General features: G+C 67.0%; 10 protein-coding genes. 5 read left to right on the top strand and 5 right to left on the bottom strand.

The window, feature by feature from the left end:
* Nucleotides 1–62 precede the first annotated feature (62 nt).
* Nucleotides 63–9,071, bottom strand: a complete 9,009-nt coding sequence (locus DN051_RS39575; RefSeq protein WP_246040778.1) for a golvesin C-terminal-like domain-containing protein — start codon at nucleotides 9,069–9,071, stop codon at nucleotides 63–65.
* 370 nt (nucleotides 9,072–9,441) lie between these two features.
* Between DN051_RS39575 and DN051_RS46850 the strand changes: the two genes are divergently transcribed.
* The 4 genes from DN051_RS46850 to DN051_RS39600 all read left to right on the top strand — a co-directional run bounded on the left by DN051_RS46850 (nucleotide 9,442) and on the right by DN051_RS39600 (nucleotide 12,704).
* Nucleotides 9,442–10,029, top strand: coding sequence for a hypothetical protein (locus tag DN051_RS46850; RefSeq protein WP_246040779.1), 588 nt, complete (start codon nucleotides 9,442–9,444; stop codon nucleotides 10,027–10,029).
* Nucleotides 10,030–10,561: 532 nt separating this feature from the next.
* Nucleotides 10,562–10,711 carry a transposase gene (locus tag DN051_RS39585; RefSeq protein ID WP_112441788.1) on the top strand — a complete coding sequence of 50 codons (150 nt, stop codon included), beginning with the start codon at nucleotides 10,562–10,564 and terminating at the stop codon, nucleotides 10,709–10,711.
* Nucleotides 10,712–12,171: 1,460 nt separating this feature from the next.
* A complete protein-coding gene (locus tag DN051_RS39595; RefSeq protein WP_162625111.1) occupies nucleotides 12,172–12,405 on the top strand; it encodes an amidase domain-containing protein in 234 nt (77 codons plus the stop codon).
* Nucleotides 12,405–12,704 (top strand): hypothetical protein, encoded by a 300-nt coding sequence (locus DN051_RS39600; protein WP_162625112.1) that lies wholly within the window; start codon nucleotides 12,405–12,407, stop codon nucleotides 12,702–12,704. Before DN051_RS39595 ends, DN051_RS39600 begins: the two co-directional genes overlap by 1 nt.
* A gap of 1,097 nt (nucleotides 12,705–13,801) precedes the next feature.
* Here DN051_RS39600 and DN051_RS39610 read toward each other — a convergent pair.
* Both DN051_RS39610 and DN051_RS39615 read right to left on the bottom strand, forming a co-directional pair.
* Nucleotides 13,802–14,275 (bottom strand): hypothetical protein, encoded by a 474-nt coding sequence (locus tag DN051_RS39610; RefSeq protein WP_112441796.1) that lies wholly within the window; start codon nucleotides 14,273–14,275, stop codon nucleotides 13,802–13,804.
* Between the two features lie 519 nt (nucleotides 14,276–14,794).
* Nucleotides 14,795–14,974, bottom strand: a complete 180-nt coding sequence (locus DN051_RS39615) for a hypothetical protein (protein WP_112441798.1) — start codon at nucleotides 14,972–14,974, stop codon at nucleotides 14,795–14,797.
* Between the two features lie 413 nt (nucleotides 14,975–15,387).
* Here DN051_RS39615 and DN051_RS39620 point away from each other — a divergent pair, with 413 nt between their 5' ends.
* Nucleotides 15,388–15,993: a dihydrofolate reductase family protein gene (locus DN051_RS39620; protein ID WP_112441799.1), complete on the top strand. Its 606-nt coding sequence runs from the start codon at nucleotides 15,388–15,390 to the stop codon at nucleotides 15,991–15,993.
* A 618-nt stretch (nucleotides 15,994–16,611) separates the two neighbouring features.
* Here the strand turns inward: DN051_RS39620 and DN051_RS39625 are convergent.
* A complete protein-coding gene (locus DN051_RS39625; protein ID WP_112441801.1) occupies nucleotides 16,612–17,151 on the bottom strand; it encodes a hypothetical protein in 540 nt (179 codons plus the stop codon).
* 440 nt (nucleotides 17,152–17,591) lie between these two features.
* Nucleotides 17,592–18,212, bottom strand: coding sequence for a TetR/AcrR family transcriptional regulator (locus DN051_RS39635; RefSeq protein WP_112441814.1), 621 nt, complete (start codon nucleotides 18,210–18,212; stop codon nucleotides 17,592–17,594).
* Between the last annotated feature and the right edge of the window lie 58 nt (nucleotides 18,213–18,270).

An 18,270-nucleotide genomic window follows, 5' to 3' on the forward strand; every position in this document is an offset into this window, starting at 1 on the left:
GTTCCCGGCCGGGCGCTCTGTGTGCGACGGTCACGGCACGGTGTGCGGTGCCAGGGTGACTGCTAGCGCCTCAGTCGCCAGAACGTGCGGAAGTCGGTCTTGTCGTCCGCTCCGGCGAAGACCTCACCGCCCAACTCCATTGTGCGCTCCACCAGCGGAGCGCAGATGTCGGAGCACACGTTCTTCGAGGTACCGCCGTAGAGCACTTCGTAGTCCGGGTTCGCCTCCAGCCATCGGAACACCGATTCCTCGGCGTGCTCGAAGGCGGGGTTGCCCTGCTTGGTCGACCGTCCCGGCACCAGCTGGCCGGGTACGAACTCCTCGCCGTCGGAGAGCTTCAGGAGCTTCTCCTGCTGGCCGGAGCTCATGCCCACCTTCTCGATGATGTCGGTGGTGCCCTTCTTGCGGACCCCGATCACCGCCACGGTGACGTTCTTCTCCTTGATGAAGTGCAGCTGGTTGGCGAGTTCCTGGGCGCGCTGCTGCGCCCTGACAGCCTCGTCCTTGTAGCCGCAGTTGTGGACCAGGACCGAGGTGCTGCCCGTGCCCACGTAGTACGTGTGGACACCCTCGACCGACAGGTTGTGTACCTTGGCCGAGTGGTGGGCGGTATCGACCGCGGTGATCTGGACCCAGGTGCCGGCCGAGGTCTGCAGCCACATTCCGGACTTGAGGTCCGTGGCCTGGACCCACTTGCCGAAGTCCGGCAGCCAGTACAGGTGCGCGGCGGTCGAGGTGAGCTTGAGCGCCTTTCCCTTGCCAGCGGTGTCGACCGTCAGCGTGACGAGGTCCTTGACGCCCTCGTGCTCACGCGTCTCGGTCACCGCCCGGGCCCGGGTGTCCCCGGTCTCCGGGTCGGTGGCCACAACCAGGTCGCCGACTTTCAGCTTCTCGATGTCCCGGGTCGCGCCGTCCGCGAGGACGACCTTCGTCCCTGGCAGGAAGCTGTTCACCTTGCAGGCGGGTGCCTGCGGGCTGTCCGGCGACTTTGTCGTCGGCGCGTCGACCTTGCCGGCGTTGGCCGCGTCGCCGGCGTTGTCCGCCGTCTTGCGGACGTCGTTGGCCGAGTCCACGGCGTTGACGCCCTTCTCGACGTACCGGCCCGCCTTGACGGCAGTGGCCGCGTATCCCGCGAGCGGGATCGCCGAGCTCAGCGACAGTGCGGCGTCGACGTAGTTGCCCTCGGCGGCGTACCAGATGCCGTTGGCGACGTCGGCGACCTCACCGACCACCGGGACCAGGCCGACCACGTCGAGCGCGGCATGGCCGATGTCCGAGAGCGACAGACCGAACAGGTGTCCGTCGATTTCGACGAAGCTGATCGGGTTGCCGCCGGCGAACGCGTACCGGTTGCCGGTGAAGGGGTCCGTGGCCAGGGACATGTCGGCCAGAGCACCGCTGTACGAGTCCCGGGTCAGGAAGCGGTTGAGCCCCGGGTCGTAGTTGCGGAAGCCCATGTCGTACGTGCCCGAAGCGCCGTCCCAGCGTGAGGAGTTGAAGCGGAAGGAGTTGTAGTCGCTCTTGCCCTCGGTGCCGCTGGCCGGCTTGTCCGCACCGGTCATCTGGGACTGGTCGTCCGAACCGTAAGCCGTGTAGCCGTATGTGGAACGGGTCTTGCCGTCCTCCTTCGTGATCGCCTCGACATCGCCGCGCGGGCTCGTGACGTACTGCGAGATCTCCTTGGCGCCGTCGTCCTTGTGCTTGATCTGCGTGGCGCGCTGACCACCGGCTATGTACTGGTAGTCCTTGTCCGCCTTGCCGTCGACCGTCTCGCGCAGGAGCGTCTTGTCCATGGCGAGATAGGTGAACGCCGTGGTCTCGCCCTGGTCGCCCGAAGTGGTCTGGGAGACCGTGCGGTCGAACGGGTCGTAGGCGTACGACGTGACCACCGCGGTGGCACCCACGCCCTGGCGGACCTTCGCCTCGCGGTCGAAGCCGTCGTAGTAGTGCTTCTCGACGGTCTGACCACCTGTGCTGACGGTGTCGAGCCGGCCCAGCGGGTCGTAGTTGTACGTGGAGGTGACCCCGCCCGAGCTGGCCGACAACAGCCGGTTGCGGTCGTACCGCTGGGTCGTGGTGGTCCCGTCGAGCGTCTGCTCGACGATGTTGCTGTTGCGGTCGTACCGGTACGACTCGGTGGACGCGTCGTCACCGCTCTTGGTGACCTTGGTGACGCGGTCCTGCGGGTCGTAGTCGAAGGCGTACGTGTTGTCGATGTAGGCCGTGTTGTCATCGGCGTTCATCAGTTTCAGCACGTCCTTGGAGCGGTGCCCGTTGGGCGAGTACTCCAGGTCGTGCTGCGCCACCACTGCGCCGCCCGACGTCTCTTCGACGGACTGTTCCACCGATCCGTCGGGGTAGTAGCGCATGTCGAGCGTGTTGCCGTTGGGCTTGGTCTGCTTGAGGAGCTGACCGCGGCCGGTGTAGGTCATGGAGGTGATCTGCTGATCGCCCGCGGTGGGCGCATCGGCGTTGGTCACCTTCTTGACCATGTCGCGCTCGTCGTACTCGATCTTCGTCCAGGTCAGATCGTGCGTGGACGTGACGGGGTTGCCGTTCTCGTCGTAGGTCAGCGCGGTGGTGTTCTTCACCTCGGTGCCTGCGAACTCCTCGACCCTGGTGATGTGGTTGAGGCCGTCGTAGGAGATCTTGTACGTGTCGATCTTCGCGGCGGGCGAGAGGTCGTGGACCTCGGTCATGTTGCCGTTCGCGTTGTAGCTGTAGGTGAAGTCCTTCTTCTCGTTGTCCGTCTCGCCAGAGTTCGAGCGGACCAGCTTCACCGCGTCGGCGAGCACGGTGCCGTTCGCCTGGTCGGTCAGTGTGACCTTCTGCGGGCCGTCCTCGACGAACGCGTAGGACCCGAGTGTGACCCAGGTGCCGGTGTTCGCGGTCTGGTCGACGGTCCTGGTGGTGCTGCCGCCGTCGTGGTCGACCTTGAACTTGGCGTCGGACGCGGCACCCGTCATCTTCGGGTACCGGACGAGTACCTCGTACGTGCCGTTCTGCGGGATGTTCAGCTGCCACGACAGCGAGGCGCTGCCGGTGCCCGCGGGATGCGAGTACGTGTCGTAGCCGTACTGCTGCTCGGCCTGCGTCCGTGCCCAGGAGCCCTGGGTCGCGGTGTTGTTGAAGTCCGAACTGTCCACCAGGACGACCTGGTTGCCTACGGGCACACCGTCGTCCGAGCGGGCCTTCTTGTTGCCCGACGGGTAGTAGTCCCAGGTCAGGGTGCGCTGCTGGGAGCCGCCTGCCGAGGTCAGTGTGTTCTTCGTCTGCTGGCCGAGCTTGTTGTACTCGTAGGCCGTGGTGATGTCCCACGGGTCCTTCGCCGTACGGGTCCAGCCGTTGTCGAAGTACGTGTACTCGGTGATGTTGCGGACGCTCTGGCCGTCAGATGGTGGAGCGGAGACCGACTCGAGGTTGCCGACGGAGTCGTATGAGTAGAACACCGAGTCCGGCGAGGAGTAGGTCGTGTCGTCCTTGTCGTAGGGCGAGCGTTCCTCCTTGACCCGGTTGAGCTCGTCGTAGACCGTCTCCGACAAGAAGTCCGTGGCGTCGCCGCCAGTGGCGACTCCGCGCGGAGTGATCGTCTTCGTACGGTTGCCGACCTGGTCGTACTCGTACTGGGTCGTGCGGTAGGTGATGGTCCCGGAGCCGTCCTCCTTGACCGGCACCTTGGACTCCACCAGCGCGCCGCGTTCGTCGTACGTCGCGAGCGACTCGTTGCCCTCCGCGTCGGTCTGCGCGATCTGGAGGCCGTCCTTGTCGTAGCGGACCGACGTGGCCCACTCCAGCGCGTCGATCGTGCGCTTGACCCGGTGGTTGAGGTCGTACTCGTAGCGGCTGGTGTAGTCGCCCGTGTCCGGGGTGGCGTTCTTGCGGGCGTCCACCACCTTGACGACATTGCCGACGTTGTCGTACTCCACCGAGGCCTTGTTGCCTTCGGCGTCCACCATTTCGACGGCCTGATAGATCGGGTCGTAGGCAGTGGTGGCGGTGAAGTCGCCCTCGGTCGCGGTGAGGTTGCCCTGTGCACCGGTGGCCGAGACGAGGTTGCCGACCTTGTCGTAGACGGATGTGGACTTGCGCACCGGACCGGTGGGCTCGTCCGACGGCTTGACCGTCTCCACGCGCTGGTCCGCCTTGTCGAACACCGCTGTGGTCTCGCTCCCGTTGGGGGCGATGGCCTTGGTGATGTTGTCGTTGGCGTCGTAGACCGGTGCGGGTGTGACGAGGAACTCGCCGGCCCGCTGGTCCTTCGGCTCGCGCTTTTCCAGCGGTCGGCCGAAGGTGTCGTAGGTCTGGCTGACCTCGGCGTCCTGGGCGTTGGTGACCTTGGTGACATTGCCGCGCGCGTCGTAGGCGAAGGTCGAGGGGTGACCGGCCGCGTCCGTGATGGTCTTCGGGTAGCCGGCCGGCTGGAACTCGCTGTACTGCGTGGCGTGTCCGTTGGCGTCGGTCTCCTTGATGACCTGGCCGTAGGCGTCGTATTCCGTGCGCGAGGTGTAGTCGCCCTCGGTCGCCGTGGCGACACCCTTCGGGTCGGTGACCGACGTCAGGTTGCCCTTGGTGTCATAGCCGAACCGGTAGGTGCGGCCTTCCGGGGACTTCTTCTCGAAGAGGTCCGCGATATGGCCGTCGAGCCCGTAGGAGTAGGTGAGGGTCTGTGCCGCGGTGTCGTTCTTGTTGGCCTCGGCGTCCTTCATCTCCAGCGGATAGCCGGTGTTGGGGTCGTACTTCCAGGTGGTGACGGCGCCGTTGGCCTCCTCCAGGCGCGTCACGTTGTTGTCCGTGTCCCAGGCCGTCTTCGTGGTCTCGGACTTGGCGTTGGTCATCGCCGTGGCGCGGCCGTAGCCGTCCAGGAGGTACCGGGTGGCGTGGTTCTCGGCGTCGGTCACCTTGGTGTCGATGACCGAGCCCGATGTGCCGTCCGGATCGGTGTATGCGTACTGCGTGGTCCCGCCGAGGCGGTCCGTCAGCGTCTGGGTGTTCCAGTGGAACTTCGGGTCGTCGCCCTCGCTGGGGTAGTAGTAGTCGAGCGAAGTGCTGTTGCCGCGCGGGTCGGTGACCTTGACCAGCTTGGCGTTCTTGTTGCCCTGCTCCATGTCGTACGTGAAGCGGAACACCTTGGGCTGCGCACTGCCGGCACCGTCGGTGAAGGTGGTGAGCAGGCCCTTGTCGGAGTACTCGAAGGTGAGCTTCCGGCCCGAGATGTCGGTCATCGACTTGACGTGGTCGATGATCTTCGGGCTGTTGGTGTCGGCCTTCGTGTAGTACTCGACCGTCAGCGACTGCCGGGCGGCCGGGTCCTCGATGTAGGTGAGGAACTTGACCGGCTTGTTGTTCGACTTCCGCTCGGCGTACGTGTAGGTCTGCGTGTTGCCGTTCTTGTCGACGATCGACGTGAGGTAGCCGTCGCAGTCGAAGAAGAACTGGGTGCGGTCCGGGCGGGTCAGCGACCAGGCCCTCGGGTCGCCGTCCTTGTCGGGGGTGCAGTCCACGCCGGTGCCCTGCCGCAGCAGGTAGTGCACGCCCGCCGGGGCCAGCCACGTCCCGTCCTCCTGCTTGCGGAAGACATGGGCGGTGCCGTCACCGTCCGGGAGGGTGACCTCGGTCGGGTGGGGGTTGGGGTGGAAGTCCAGCGCGGCGCCCAGTCGTAGCGGCATCGCGGCCTGAGCCGACCAGCCGTGGCCGAGCACCGTGTCGGAGGTGTCCTGGGAGTTGTACGCGAACCGGGCGAAGGTGGTGATGCCGCGGCCCGGGTTGGAGAACGCGTTGTACTGCCAGACACTGTTGCCCGCGTACAGGTTCGTCATCAGCGACGAACCCGCACCGGTGTTCTTGCCCGCGTAGGAGTAGAACTTCTCCAGGCCGAGCTGGTTGGAGGTCGGGTCCTCGGTGCGGACGTTCTGCGCCAGCGGGGCGATGCCCTCGCCGGCGGACAGCCAGGTCCCGGTGGCGGTGTTCTTGAGGTCCCACTTCAGCACGTAGTCCAGGCGCTTGTTGCCGGAGTCCGAGTTGATCGGGGCCTTCAGCTTTGCCGGCACGGTGACCGAGTCACCGGGCAGAACCTCCTCCGGCAGCGCCGTCTCCAGCTGGTTGCCGCCGGTGGTGGCGTCGGTGCCGTCCGGGAGCGACCAGGTGTAGGAGAGCGCATAGTCGCCCGCCGCCCAGGCGCTGGTCGTGGTGTTGGTGAGGGTGACGTCGGCGGTGTACTCGTCGCCCGGGATCATCCGGGACGGCGTGTACGGGGCGTGGTAGGTCGCCTCCGTCGACTTCGTCAGGTACGTGACGACCAGCTGCGGGCGCAGCTGAGGCTCCTCGGCCTCGGAGGAGAGGAAGAGGGTCCGTTCACGCGGGCCGCCGGTGGACTCGTCGCGCAGCTTGACGGCCAGGCCATGGTTGCTCGACGGGTTGGATATCCAGCCCTGGGCCAGCGAGGTCACGGACCACCACTGACGCGCCGGGTCGTTGGTGACCGTGCCCACCGTGTCGGAGACGGCGGCGTCCATGTCACCACCGGCCGTGGTCCACGAGGTGGTCGAGTTCGCCTTCGTCCAGGACGCCGTCGCCTCGTCGAAGTCGCGGGTCAGGCCGTGCGCCTCGTAGATCGCACCGGACGAGTCGGTCGTGGTCTGGAAGCCCCACATGTTCAGCTGCGCCTCGAGGACCCGGGCGTTGCTCGGGATCTCGCTGACGCTGGGGAACTTCAGCACGGCACGGGTGTTGCCGTAGGTGGCCGAGTTGTTGCCCACCGACAGCCACGGGTGGGCGACACCCGCGTCGTTGAGCGTGTCGTGACCGGTGGCGGACTCGGTGGCGGAGAGCGTGGTGTCGCTCTGCCCGGACTGCAGGACCACTGTGGTGCGGCCGGCCTTCGGCAGACGCACCAGCTCCGTGGTGGACGGGAGGATCTGTCCGTCTCGGGTCTTCACCGCGACCATGTAGTAATACGCGTCGCCGAACTCCTCTGCGGAGTCGGCCGGGGTCGGCCGGGCCGAGGTGTCCGTGTACGCGCGTGTGTCCTTGGCGACCGGGGAGACCAGGGTCTGCGAGGACGGCTTGAAGTGCTGGAAGACGCTGCGGTGGACCTGATACTCGACGATGTCGTCGCCCTGCGAGGTCGACGGGTCGGTGTACGCGGGCCAGCTCAGCTCGGCACCGGTGGAGTGGATGACCTTCGGCGGGTTGACGTCGACGCCCTGGTTGCCCCAGGTGAGGACCAGCTTCGGGTAGTTGGCGGCCTCGCCCTTGTAGGCGTACTCGGCGGCCTCGTACCGCGGGCCGCCCTTGGGGGCGCTCGCGGACTCGTCGGCGGCCTTCACCACGAAGCCGTGGTTCTCGTAGGTGCCGTCGAGCCACTGCTGGACGGTCTTGGTCACCGGGAAGGAGTGCCAGGTGTTCACCTGCTGCGGCTGCTTGGTGACCACACCGCCCTTGGTGAAGCGCACCGCGTCCGCGAGCACGATCGTGGAGGCCGAGGCGGGGCCGTCGCCGAGCACGACCTGGCCGGTGGTGCCCGCCTTGAACGCGTGCTTGCCCAGCGGTTTCCAGACACCTTCGGTGCCGGCCTGCTGGTTGACCTGGTAGGTCTTGGTGCCGCCGTCGTACGTCACCGTGTAGGGCGCGTTGGTGGCGCGGTCAAAGGCCGGGACGTGGTGCACGTCGACCTGGTACTCACCGTCCTCGGGGAGGTTCGGCCGCCAGGTGTACGTGTCACCCGCTGTGGTGTCCTTGTTGTACCGGTAGTCCTGCCCGATCGCGTACTGCGTGTACGCGGTGTTCCCGGAGGTGGGCCAGGCGCCCTGGGCGGCTGTGGTGCCGGAGTCGCCGTCGTCGACGAGGACTGACGTGCCGGACAGCTCACCGGTGATGCCGCCTGCGTTGTTCCAGGTGGCGCCCGCCTCGGTCCACGCCGTGGTGGCGCGGTGCGCCTCCAGCTGGACCTCGGTGGCGCCTGTGGTGTGCGTTTGGTCGTAGTACAGCTTCAGTTCAGCCGCATCCACCTGTGTGCCGACGGGTATGCCGGACAGGCCGAAGCGCAGCAGCGCACGCGATGTGCCGGTGCTGGTGTTGCCGACCGAAAGACGCCAGAGGTCCCCGTAGTTGGCATTCGGGTCGTCCGAGGAGATCATCGCGTCCGCGGACTGCGAGGGCGTCGGCGCGATCGTCACTGTCGGGTCGACCGTCACCGGGTACTGGCGCTCAGGCGACGCAAGCCACTTGGCGTCCGGCTTCAGGCTGACGCCGTACGAGCCGTCCTTGCCGGACAGGACCTGACGGACGGCGTCGGTGCCGACGGTGCCGTACGCCGAGGAGGCGTCCTTCTTCGCATCCGTCATGAACGGCGCGGGGATCACCAACGCGGGGGTGCCGGCGGGGGAGTTCTCGCCGTACAGCGAGATGGTGCCGTCCTTCTCCGACTTCGCAGTCAGGCCGTCCGTGGTGAGCGTGAACTCGTAGGAAGGCGTGCCCTTCGGCCGCTCGTTGAGGACGATGTCCTCCTTCACGCCGCCGTTGCCGACGGTGTAGGAGAGATCGATCCCTTGGCCCAGGGCATCCTTGTAGGTGATCTTGTTGCGGTCGACCGCCGGGATCAGTTTCGAGGCTCCGGCGTTCTTCAGGCCGATGGCGACCCAGTGGCCCTCGTCGAGCTCGAAGCGGACCAGCTCACCGGGGCGTGAACCGAAGTAGGTGCGGGCGAGGTTGGTGGTGTTCGCCTTCTCGAAACCCTTGCGGCCGGTGTCGGTGACCGCGGTGTCGATCGGCTTCCACTCGGCGTCCTCGCCCTTGCCCGTCTCGTACGAGGTGGGCACGGCCGAGACCTCGGACTGGACCCGCCCGTCCGACATGCGCCAGTGACGGGAGTACGGCGTCCGTCGATCCGTCAGCTCCTTGACCCGCTTGGCCTTCGGAGCGTTCTTCGCCTTGGCGAGCTTGTCACTGGCCGCGACGTCGGTGTCGGGGAGCTTCGGCGGATCAGCCGGTTCGGTGCTGTCGTCCGTGAAGAAGTCGTGGAGGCCGTCGGCAAGTCGGCCCGTATCGGGTGGCGCTGCGAACGCCGGTGTCATCGGCGCGGCGGTCGCAAGGACCGCCAGCGCCGCACTTGAGGCCAAGAGCCTTGCGGCCCGTGGTCTGTGCATCGGTTTCCCTTCGAAGGAACCAAATACCGGCTGCCGGACGACAGTCGGCAGCCGAGAGTCCTAACACCGGGCGCCCTGTCCATGTCAATCGCGCGGACCATTTGCACAACTCACCTCAAACACACGTCTGTTTGTGTCTGAGCTGCTGCTTCACTCTTCCGTGCGGGATCTTCCCGCAAAGCTGGGCAATGAGATCAGGCCAACCATGGGCGCCAGGTCAAGATCCCTTGACAGCGGTCACTCCACACCTTTTGGATCGGGCGGGGCCCGTCCGGGCCTGCTGGTGAGGGGAGTTCGGGTGAACAGCGAGACACGCGAGGCGGAGCCCATCACGTCCGCCGTCGAGCATGCGAGGGCGGACGCAGGCACTCCGGGGGCGACCGAGACGGTCGGCGCCGAGGCCGGGAACGGCGCAGACTGCGGGACTCCCCAGACCGGCACCGAGGACGGCGGCCACAAGGCCCATTCCGACCGCCCTGTGCTGATCGCGGCCATCAGCGTCCTCGTGCTGTGCCTCGGCTTCGTGCTGTTCGGTGTGGTGCGCGGCACCGGCGACGAGGACAAGGCCGAGCCCGAGGTCCCTACCGCGCGGGTGACGTACGAGGTGACCGGCGAGGGGACTGCCAACCTCAGCTACCAGGGGGCAAGCGAGCAGGGTACGGCGGTGTCCGTCTCCGGCGCCCGACTGCCCTGGAAGAAGACGGTCGAGGTCCCTCTCGGACAGAACCCCGTCATCAGCATCACCCTGGGCGAGCAGGGCGGCCAGGCCCGCTGCGCGGTCGCCGTGCGCGCGCAGCACGTGCAGAGCGCCACGGCCAGCGGTGAGTTCGGCCGGGCGACCTGCTCCGCGTCCCTGCCGGCGCCGGCACCCGAGGCGTCCAACTGATTCGCGGGCGCGGACACCTGCGGCTTCCGCGATCGCGGATGCGGCACAGTCAGCCGCCCAGGGGAAGGAAGGGCACGTCGTAGACCTACGACGCCAACGGCCAAAGGGAAACGGCCGCTGGATGAAGGTCGCCTCCGGCCGGCACGCCCTCGAGCGGCACCCGAATGAGGCCTACATTCCGTCCGGGGCCCGACTGTTGATCGAGCAGATCGACGCGACCGAGATACGTCGAGGGGATGTCGTACTCATCGATACGACGCGCCCAGGGATCGCTTCGTCCCGCCGCACCGCGGCCCGGGGCTTGAGCGCGTGGTCCCAACTGAGGAAACCCGTTCGCACGATCGGGCACCACACCCCGGCCAGCCGTGCACGCTGCTGCCCAACAGCCACGCCTGCGGTTCGCACCGCCGGGCAGTTCGGCGCAATTGCTGCACAGGTGCGCGTATCCGGTTGAGATCAAGGGCTTGAGGCTTCCCATTGATGTTGGTCACCTGGAGATCGGGACGTGAGGTTCCAGAGGAAGTAGTGCCGGGTGGGAAGCAAGAGCAACCGCAGCAGGCGGTATACGGCGGAGTTCAAGCGGGATGTGGTCGCGCTGGTCCGGTCCTCCTGGAAGACGGTCACCGAGGTGGCCCGGGAGATCGGGATCTGCGCCGACGGCACCGTCCCGACACGATCGTGAACGACGGACCACACCCCGTCGTCGTGCGGCGGACGGCCCACAGCATTCACTCCAACGTGGGTTCGGCGTCGAAGGGTTGCCCTGGGTTGAACGGAGCCGAAGACGCGTCGCCTGTGCCTGCGGGCTGTTCGGTCACCTCGCCTTGATTCCCTCACGCCCTGCGAGGGCCCGTGTCAATCCTCCGGAGTTGCCCCCGAGCAGCGCAGCACGGACCAGAGGAACATCCACGGCAGGGATGGCGAGCTCCCAATAGCGATCAGCGGCTTGTACGGACAGAAGACAGCGCAGTCCCTTGTCGAGTGCCTGACTTCCAGGGCCGGAAACCGGACCTGCCCCATGGACGTGGAACGGAGGAACCAAGGCAACGCCTTCACCGGACCGGCCGAAGAATCGAAACGGCAGCCATGCCACTGGAGACGCTGCGGCGAGATCAAGAATGAGGAATCCTTGCCGGAAACGATTGTTGTCACGGACGAACGCGGAGACCTCCAGCACCTCTCCCGCGTTCAACGCTGCAACGTCCGCCGCTGCACGAGGTCCAGTGCTTGCTGTCAACTGCTCGACGACGCGACTCGGATGCCGCAGCAGATCCGTGAAGGAATGCGTTCCCGCAGCTCGTCGCACCTTTCGCCCCACCATTACCCCCCTGCATGGGCCCGCTGCCACGTGCACATTACCGCCGTGTGCTCGGGGGTGAGCTCGGATGCGGATGATCAGGCCGGCGCGGATGAAGTCCCGCCTGGTGCCGTTGCGGCGATCGGACCGGCCGGCACGATGAGTTGCGACATCGACGCCATTGTCAAGGCGTGGATCGCACGGCCTGCTGATCCGTGGCGTCGACGAAACCGAGTCCTACACCTGGCGCCGCTTCCGGTCTGCCAACTACGTCTCCGTTGACGGCTCGACCGAACCGCACCTGAAGATCACCTACAAGTACTACCCCGAAGTGCCGAGCGCGCCCTCCCTGTCGCCGCCCACCGGCACCAACGTAGTCACCTCGCGTACACCGGCGCTGTCAATGACGGCGAACGACGCCGAGCTGCAGCGCGTGCGCGTCTGGTGCGCCATTGAGCCGGACCCGGCGTACAGCGACACCAGGTACACGCTCACCTCGGACACCCCGACGTCGACGCCATGGAGGCCGCGGCCCTCGCTGTGCCCGAGGTGTCGCAGCTGCCCGACGGTAAGTGCGGCCCTGTAGGTACGACGGCATCGATTACTCGCCTGCCTGGAGCTCCTGGAAGGGTTTCACGGGCGACACTCCAAGGCCCCCGTGCCCGAGGTGCCCACCGACTTGGCGACCGGCGCCTTCCAGACCACGATCCCGCTGCTCACTGGCGGCAGGCGTCCAGGACGGCGACCGGGCTGCTTCAAGGGTGTCACGGACTGCTGACCGACGGCGTCACCTACCGCTGGAAGATGCGGGCGCGGGGTACCTGAAGACCTTCATGGAGCGGCACATGCTCCGTTCCAAGCGGAACACGAGCAACGCGTTCATCGGTAACATCATCTTCGACGACTGGAAGAACGACGGGAAGGTCGACCACGCTTCGATCATCACCAAGATCAGCAATGGGAAGATCTACGTGTCCCAGCACAACAAGAACTACAAGTACCGGAGCCTTGCCGCGCAGAGGAGCGCCGAGCCGAAGATGAACATCTGGATCTACCGACCCAAGCTGGAGTGGTACTGATGCGGCCAGGGCCTGGGGTGTGGATCGTCGCCGCAGAGGCGCTCCTGACCCTTGTCGTGGCCCGGACCCTGTGGACCTGGCGAGATGACCCGTACGTCTACCTCGCGGACGTCCCGTACATGAAGTGGTCCAGCATCGGACTCACGGTCTCGCTCCTGCTGAGCCTGGCCCTGGTCTCGCGTGAGCAGCTGCGGCCGCGACGGCTCGGCTGGTCGCTGACGGCGGCCCGGGTGTGCCTGCTGCCGTGTGTCGCGTTGGCCTGGTATCCGGCGATGTCGCCGTATATCTCTCTGTGGTGACAGGCGGGCATCACGCCTGATGCCGACAAGTAGCCGGCCTGGGGCCGGGTCCATGCTGCGGGCCCGGCCTTGCAGCGCCGGCCGCTTCCGTGTCCGGCCGCGCGGTGGTGGTGTGGCGGGGCCCGAGGAACTCGTCCTCGGGTGACCACCCGGATCCCTTGCCACATTCGCGGACCCGGACGGAAACGGCTGGGTCCTCCAGGAGAGCACGGAGCGGTTTCCCGGCCGCTGAAAGGGTGTCACCGCGAGCCGTGCTCGTCTGACGTAGCCGAAACGGGCCCTGGGCGTGGCGACGCGGGCCGAGATCAGACGGCAACGTCATTGGCATTTGTGGAAGCGGCAACGAGCACCAGAGTGTGGTGGCTGCCAGCGGCGATCTGGGTCAATGCGCCCCTGATCGCGGACAGCCGCTCCCGCCCGGTGTCCCTGCCGTCACGCCGGGACAACGGGCGGACTGCGTTGGCTGACGCCGCAGCGGATGCTCCCGCGCCATGTACGACAGGCTGGTCTGCCCACCCGAGGTGTGAGCTGCCGCTTCTGCTACTTGTCAGCTGTTCGATTCACCGAAGAGCACCGCCGCCCTTCACCTTCGACGGGAACGCGGCGCAGACCACGGCGGCGACCCACGGCGTTGTCCTGAGGCCGGTGGACCGCGTGGCGGTCGCACGGACGGTGGACTACTTCGTCTGTACGGGATTCCTGCCCGCCCCGTCCGGCGCCCCCCGCGACCCGGGGCAGACCTGGTGACCTTGGCGACGCCCTGGCGGCGCGCCACCTGATCCCCGAGGTTCGCTTGAGCCATCGACTCGACCCGGCCCCGAAGGGGCGAGTCACCTCCGGCATCTCCATCGACAACTTCTCGCGTGCACAAATTGTTTGATGGGACATCAGCCTGCCAACCACGTCATCCTGGTGTGGTTGGCAGCCCGACATCCCCGGGATCGTCTGCGACGAGACCGGCCCGACCGGCCTCGTCGGGCAGATTGGGCGACAGCGGACTCATGCCCAAGATCGGCCTTTGCGCCGTGGTCGGTCGATGCGCGCGCCGTCCCGCAATGGTCTGGGAACCAGGCTGGTCTCGGGGGTGGTCCTTGGAGCTAGGGGTGACGCAGTGCGATGCGCTCGTTGAGTGCGTAGGCGAGACCCTTGTATGTGTTCACTCCCGGGTATCCGTCGACCGGACCCTCGTAGGTGCCGTAGTGCCCCGCGTACCGCTGGAGACCCTTCCACGTCTCCACGTCCCCGGACCCGGTGTATGTGGGCGGGGTGTAGAACAGCAGGGAGTCCAGGCGCTTTTGAACGCCCATCCAGGAGTTGTAGCCGAGCACTCCGTCGATGGGGCCGGTGTAGCCGCCCTGCGCGCCCAGGCACTGCACGAGCTTCCAGAAGTTCGGGCCCGGTATGCCGTCGTACTCCGTCGTGCTGGGGACCACCACACCTGGCGAGCACGGCCCGGCGGCCGCGGCGCGGGGCTCCGCCTGCCGCTCCGCGGAGTGGGCCGTCGCCGCGGTGCCGACCGCAACGACCGTTGCCAACGTGATCCCGAGGACTGTCTTTGCCAAGTGCCGCACGCGAACACTCCTTTGATTGAAAGCCAGTTGTACGTTTGGTCAAAGGAACCCTAGATCAACATGCCGTCGCTGTGTAGGGCCTTGCGGGTCATGACGAGAGGCCGCGGATCCGTCCCCGACTTCGGCACGGTCGTGTTGTGGGATGTCGAGGAACTGGATCTGGTGCGAGCCCGCGATGGCCCACATGTGACGGATGTTCGTGATCATGACCGAGTAGCGCCGGCCGGTCTTCTTCTCGAAATCGGTCAGCTTCTTCGGCTGCCGCGCGGAGGGACGAGGTGGCAGCGCCCCCGAAACATGTAGGAGCATGGCTACGGCCTGCTACGGCTTGGAGCGTGAGGTACGGAATCGACACCGAGCAGGCCATTCACCTCCTCACCTCAGGCGTAGACTCCCGCACCTTGGCCCATGCCATCGGCCGCCAAGCCGCAGCCCAAGATGTCGCCCCCCACCGAACTCCGCGCCTGGTTGACACTGCAGCACATCACCACGTGGCGAGCGGCGTACCACCCACGTGATCTAGAGATCGACGACCTCATCGAATACGTCCGCGTCCGCAAGCACAGCCTCCTGCGCGCCCTCCTCAAGGACGGCGAGATTGCGATCGAAGTAGAGGGACGGCTGGCCCGGCCCTCTGTAGCGAAGTTGCGCTGGACGGATGTCGAGCCCACCAACGAGATCGAGGTAACCAACGGTCAAGGGGGATTCCCTGGCCCGAATATCCGAGGGAGACCACGCCGACGTGGTCGCGATCCTGAAGAGCGGTCTACCGATCTCTGTGACGCTCCAGGGCACCCCGCTGCTGAAATCGCGGGCGCGAGGACAGCGGTGACGCTCCCCGGAGCGGTAGGGCGGCTCGGCAGTCGGAACAGGTCGGAAGCCCGGTGTCGATGACGAGTGCCACACGCAGGTCAAGGGCTGCGATGAGGACATTGCTCCGTAGCCCACAGAACCCATCTTGAGAGCCGGCCCTCCGGGCCCTCCGAGCAGTGCCGCTCCGCCGACCTGATCGGCTGCCGTGTCATGGGTTTTCTCGTTACTCCACAACGCGGCCGATGAGTTTGTGGTTCCCGGCCGGTCCAAGCTCGTGACAGCTAGGAAAGGACACCGCCATGTCGGAGCTTCTCGTCGACTTCATCACCTCCCTCGACGGCCACGCATCGGGAGAGGGATGGCCCGGGTTCTGGGGCCTTGAGGGCCCGGAGTACCTCGCATGGCTCGGCGAGCAGCCCGAGGCCACCTACCTGATGGGAGCGAACACCTACCGCCTGATGTCGGGCTTCGCCGCAGGCGAGGTACCGACTGGCCAAGACGAGTTCAGGCCCGAGGAAGAGGCGTCCGTCGACGAGCTCACGCAAGCTTCCAAGGCGGTGTTCTCCTCCTCGCTCGAGGAGCCACTGACGTGGGCCAACTCCACGCTCGTCCGCGACGACGCCGTCGAGGCGGTCCGCGCCATGAAGTCGAGCGGCTCGGGGCTCCTCAGCACGATCGGCAGCCTCAGCCTGTGCCGGTCCCTGCTACGCGCCGGACTCGTCGACCGCTTCCGGGTCGTGATGTTCCCGGTGATCACCGGGGCCACGGGCGAAGAACGCATCTACGACGGCTATCCGGACGTTGCCCTCGAGATGATCGAGCACCGCACCTTCGACGGCCGTATCCAGCTGGTCGAGTACAAGCCCCGCGTGCTTGAGCACCCGCCGCTCGGCGCCCCTGCGTGACGGTGCCCCGTCCGCCGGTCTGGACGGCCGCCAGACCGGCGCCGGCGGACGCGGAGCAGGACCCAATAGGGGACGAACGGCCGACGTCACAGGATGCCGTCGACCGGGTGTGCGGGGGTCTGGTTCGTTGATGAGGTGTGCGTTGCGGTGCGCCCTTCGGACAGCGCGCCGAGGAACAGGCCGGACAGGAAGAGGGGTATGCCGGAGAACTCCTACCGGGCGGGGCGGGAGACGCCGGAAACGTAGGCGGTGATGCCGCGCCGTTGGATACTGACACGCCGGATGTTCTTGGCGTTTGGGGGCAGTCGGGGTATTGCGCTTGGCGCGTACCGTCTGACCTCCGCCTATGAGGTGCCGGTTGTCCACTTTCACGTTGCCGAACATGATGCCGTAGTAGGCCATGAAGCGCCGCACGGCTGCGGCGACGTCCTCGGGTACGTCGACCGTGCCGTAGGCGATGTGCTCGTAGTTGTGCATCCCGTTGGGGCGGCCCGGGGCACGCGGGTGCGCTGGCTGCGCAGTTGCCCCGTCCTTGGGCGTATGGTGGCAAACAGTTGAGGGGAGCCCGGCAAGTTTGCCGGGCTCCCCTCAACTGTGGGATTGACTTCCATGAGCAAGTCAGGATTGGGCGCTGGCGATGTCTCCGCCGCTGTCCCCGTCGTCCACCTCTGCGGTGATGCTGTTGATGGTGCCGTTCGCCGCGAGAGTCACGTTCACCTCGACGGGCTGGATCGGGTTGGGCGGAACGATCGGGCCCGGCGGCCAGAACTTGAGGAAGGTGGGCCTGATGGTCAGCGGGGTGACCGGGTCGGGCGGATAGGCAACGGTGTCGATGTCGGCGCCGGCGAAGCGGTAGCGGGCGCCGGTGTCCTCTCCGATGCCGATGGTGCGGCCCAGGTTGCTGACGATGCGTGCGGTCCCTCCGCCGCCCGGCGCGGTGCGGGTGACGACCGTGACGCGGATGCTGCCGGTGATGTCGATCGGCTCGGCGTCCTCTTCGTCGAACGTGCCGTTCAGGGGCAGCAGGACGGTACGTGCGTGCACCAGCTGCGCGACCTGGGCGGGCTGAGCTGTGGCAGGGACGGCGGGGGTGGTCAGGCCCAGCAGCGCGAGGACGATGCTGGTCTTCGTGGCAGCGGTTACGAGACGACCACGCATGATGCTCCAATCCGTGAAGCGGGACCTATTGCCCACCCGTCCCGTGGCGACGACACCCAGCCTGCACAGCAGGGCGAGTGGCTGTCTCTCCAGAAAGGCCGAACGAGCTATACGCCAAGCCATCGCGCACCACGCTGTTGACGACCGCGGTCCGGTGCGATGTGGGCCGGCGGCTGACACCCGCGGGATCCGAACACTCCTGGCACGGGTGGCATTTCAGCGCCGGCTGGGGAGCCGCTGGGGGGCCGGAGTTCCGCACGGTTCGTTCGGACCTGGTGGCCGAGTTCGTCGCCGATACCGCTGTCGGCGCTGGCTGCTACCGCCACCCGGTCCGCTTCGTACGGCTGTGCGACGACCTCACTCCGCACGAGACGCCCCTCGCCCCCTGACCGCCCTCGCGGACGAGGACGCCTCGCAGATCAGGACCTTTTCCGCGCGGGTTACGGCTGGACCCCGCCGCCGGTCTCGGGCACCGGTGCGCCCGGCGGTGTGAAGGCGGCGAGCACCGTGGCCGTGATGTGGCCGGCCGCATGCTCGGAGGTGAGGCGACCGGCCCGGATCTCCTCTGCCGCACTGTGCATGACCGCGTGCAGCACATTGACCATCCACGCGACCGGCAGGTCCGTACGGAAGACACCCTCGGCACGGCCGCGCGCAACCAGCGCCTCGACCCGGGCGGCGGGCCCGGCGTGCAGCTCGAGGATGCGCCCAGCGGACAGCTCCCGTTGCGCGGCGGCTAGCAGCGCCCGCGCCTCGTCCACTAGGTGCCACCCGGCTTCGATGTACCGGGCCAGGGCGAGCCGCGGGTCACCGGTCATATCGACCGTGTCCAGGACCTCGTTGCCCCGGTCGAGGGCGCGGCTCATCGCCGCGTCCACAACCTCCGCCCGGGAAGCGAAATGGCCGTACAGCGTCACCCGACCCACGGCCGCGGCCCGCGCGATCTCGCTCAGGCTCGCCTCTGGGTTGCGCCCGAGGCACTCGCTCGCGGCCTGCACGATCGCCTCGATGCTGCGCAGCGCGTCGGCGCGCTTGCCGGCCGTGGAGTTCTTGCTCGCCATGCGTCAACTCTACCCCGCTAACTCATACAGCACTGTTTGGCTTATACCCCCGGGGTGT

This window comes from Streptomyces cadmiisoli (assembly GCF_003261055.1).
GTDB classification, from domain to species: domain Bacteria; phylum Actinomycetota; class Actinomycetes; order Streptomycetales; family Streptomycetaceae; genus Streptomyces; species Streptomyces cadmiisoli.